The organism is uncultured Novosphingobium sp., from assembly GCF_964277725.1.
GTDB lineage: Bacteria > Pseudomonadota > Alphaproteobacteria > Sphingomonadales > Sphingomonadaceae > Novosphingobium > Novosphingobium fluoreni.
Map to the genome: position 1 here is coordinate 1 of NZ_CAXYKL010000287.1, position 3,287 is coordinate 3,287.

At 56.5% G+C, this 3,287-nt stretch carries 3 protein-coding genes; all 3 read left to right on the forward strand.

From position 1 onward, the window contains the following. Positions 1-349: 349 nt before the first annotated feature. The 3 genes from ACHWRX_RS16100 (at position 350) to pssA (ending at position 3,041) form a co-directional block, all read left to right on the forward strand. Positions 350-1,246, forward strand: a complete 897-nt coding sequence (locus tag ACHWRX_RS16100; RefSeq protein WP_394659958.1) for an STM4504/CBY_0614 family protein — start codon at positions 350-352, stop codon at positions 1,244-1,246. Between the two features lie 204 nt (positions 1,247-1,450). After that, a complete protein-coding gene (locus ACHWRX_RS16105; RefSeq protein ID WP_394659959.1) occupies positions 1,451-2,200 on the forward strand; it encodes a phosphatidylserine decarboxylase in 750 nt (249 codons plus the stop codon). A 22-nt stretch (positions 2,201-2,222) separates the two neighbouring features. Beyond that, entirely contained in the window at positions 2,223-3,041 is an 819-nt protein-coding gene (gene pssA, locus ACHWRX_RS16110; RefSeq protein ID WP_394659960.1) for a CDP-diacylglycerol--serine O-phosphatidyltransferase, read from the forward strand. Positions 3,042-3,287: the final 246 nt, after the last annotated feature.

Sequence of the window (3,287 nt, forward strand, 5' to 3'; positions counted from 1 at the left end):
CAATCTCCCGAACCTGATTGTCTGTGTTCTGCTCTGCCGTGCTTACGCGGCAATAGGCGAATGTGCGTGCCATGCTGCTATCCCTGTATCGAATACGTGCAACACTATGTGGCATGTACCGGAACTATGGTCAAGCTAGTTTCTGATACGCCTACCCAGCCCGTACCGTAATCGGTCGGTTGTGATACGCCTGCCGTAGCTGGGCCGGACCTGTGATCGGCAGGGTAGGGCTGGCCTTGGTTTGCGCAGGGAAGGGTGGGCAAGCCCCCTACGGGGACAATGCGAGCGCCTCTTGTCTGAGGTGCCCCCTCGCGTAAGGATGCTATTTTTTAGCCGTGAGGGTGCGCGAGTGGCTAGGTTCGATCTCTACGGGAAGCGTCAAGCGGATGCTGCTAAGTTAGGGCAAACGGATGTTTACCGATACGACATTCTGCCGGAAAAATTTCGAAATCAATTTCTCAACATCGCTCAAGAAGTGTTTGGTGAAGACAACTACTACATTAGAGGTGAAGGTCATAAGCCCAACAGAAACTGGTCATGGGTTCATAGAACGTATGGTCATGAGGAGGGGAAATATGTTGCTAATGTAAGTACCGACATAGCTTCATTGATGCGAGATTTATTCAGAAAAGCGGCATTTAAAGATGCCATCAACCTCCTTGAGGTTATAGGGTTTCGGATAAACGAAATCGAAGCGGCCATTGGGGGTGAGTTCCGCTTGATGGGAGAAGTAAATTACCGGTTGCGCGAAGCTGGGGTAGGGTTCCAGTTTGAAAATGGTCGTCGTGTTCGCGTTGATAGTCAGTTTCTACATAGTGAAATAGTGAAACCTGCACTTACGTTGCTAAGCCAAAGAGGGTTTGAAGGGCCTCAAGAGGAATTCCTTGCGGCACATGCAAGCTATCGTGAAAACAATAACAAGGAAGCTGTCTCATTTGCTGCTAAAGCGTTGGAAAGTACATTCAAAGCCATCTTCGACGCGAAGGGATGGGAATACAATCAAGGCGCGCGGATCAGCGATCTCATAAAGGTTGGGCGTGCAAATTCTCTGTGGCCTGATTATCTCCACAAGAGTTTTGAGCAGCTAGCGGCAACGCTGCATTCTGGTTTGCCTCAAATCCGAGACAAGGATGCGGCACACGGTCAAGGAGCCGTACCAAGAGAAGTGCCGTCCTACCTTGCGGCTTACGCTCTCCACCTAGCCGCCAGCAAAATTGTTTTTATCGTCTCAGCCGCTGAGCTTTAGCGGTGTGGCTTGCACACATTTGTACAAAGGGCTAGGGCAATCGGGCTAGGGGCTGCAAAAATTCTCTATCTTTTTCAACGTGGAGCGGTTTGGACTGGGAAATCCAGCCCTGTCCACCATCCCCTCCCGCCAGCGACACAGTCTTTTCCCGCATTTCCCCGTCGCGGCGTTGCGGCGCGGGGATGCACAGCCTAGATGGATGGCATGCCCGGAGAAATCTTAGACAATCAAGGACGCGGTGAAGCGTCATGGCGCTGGCCGGCGATCCATCCCGAAGGCCGTAAGTTCGGAGCGATCGCCGCGGCGGTGTGCCTGCTCACGATCATCCTGGGCTGGACCTGGGTGGCGTGGCCGCTGGCGGTGCTGACGATATGCATCCTGGCGTTCTTTCGTGATCCGCAACGTGTGGTGCCACAGGATGAGCGCAGCATCATCGCGCCTGCCGATGGTCTCGTCACGCTGATCCAGAAAGTGCCGCCACCTCGTGAACTCACGATCGATGATGGCAGCGATACCCGGCCGATCAGCGCCGAACCCGTTACGCGCATTTCGATTTTCATGAGCGTGTTCGATGTCCACATCAATCGCGCGCCCATCGGCGGGATCGTGCGCCGTGTGGTTTATATCCCCGGCAAGTTCGTCAACGCCGATCTCGACAAGGCGAGCGAGGAGAACGAGCGCCAGCACGTGATGATCGAACGTGGCGATGGGCTGCAGTTGTGTTTCACCCAGATTGCCGGCCTGGTCGCGCGTAGGATCGTTCCATTCGTGAAGCCGGGCGATATTATCGCCGGTGGCCAGCGGGTTGGCCTCATCCGTTTCGGTAGCCGTGTCGACGTCTATCTGCCGCAAGGCACGGAGCCGCAGATATTGATGGGGCAAAAGGTTATCGCGGGCGAGACCGTGCTGGCACAAATCGGATCGGCTGGCGTGATCGAAGGTATTGCCCAGTGACGGCTTTGAAGGAATCCCGCCGTTGACCACGCAAGACGATCAGCGCGCGCGTCAGCGGTTTGACCGTAGCCTTAGCCTGCGTGCCCTGGTTCCGAACGCCATAACTGCTGCGGCGCTATGCTCAGGTCTTACCGGAATCCGCTTTGCGATCGCCGGAGATTTCGAAAAGGCGGTCCAGGCGGTCATTCTGGCCGGCGTATTGGACGGGATCGACGGCCGCGCCGCCCGCCTGCTGAAAGCGCAGTCCAAGTTTGGCGCCGAACTGGATAGCTTGGCGGATTCGATATCCTTCGGCGTGGCGCCGGCGTTGATCGTCTATCTCTGGTGCTTGCGCGAAGTGCCAAGCTTTGGGTGGATTGCAGCCTTGGCCTACGCGATCTGCTGCGTGCTACGCCTGGCACGATTCAACTCGCGGCTCGACAGCCTTGACCAGCCCCACAAGCAGGCTGGGTTCCTGACCGGGGTCCCCGCGCCGGTGGGTGCTGGCCTAGCTTTCCTCCCGATCTACCTGTGGCTTGCCAGTGGAGGTGAGCCGGATATCGCCAATCCGGTCGCTGTCGGCATATGGATGCTGTTAGTGGCGTTCCTGCTGATCTCGAACGTCCCAACGCTGAGTTGGTCGCGGGTGAGGCCGCCCAATCATCTTCGTATCGGCCTGCTCGCGCTGATCGGCATTCTAATGGCCGCCTTGCTGACGGAACCCTGGCTGACGCTGGCGGCGATTACTCTGGGTTACCTGGCGATCATCCCTTATGGTATGCTGCGATATCGTAAGGTCAGGCTGCGTGGGCCCACAATGGCTTCGGCTGAAGCGACTCCGAGCCGCGAGTCCATGCTCTGATTGGTCGCGAGATGATTGTTATCGTCTCGCGTCCACCGCCGTTGTCACTCTCATAACGCTCGAACATCGGACGATCGGCCATCATCTGATAGTATATCGTGGTAACGTCGTCACGATGGGTGGCCACTGCGATACATATAGCAGCGATAGAAGTCGCGGCGGCCAGCGCGAACAAGGCAGCAAGTCCCAGAGCAATCATGGCGAAACCTCCCGGCGATGGAACACGCTGAGGATAGGCTGTGGAAA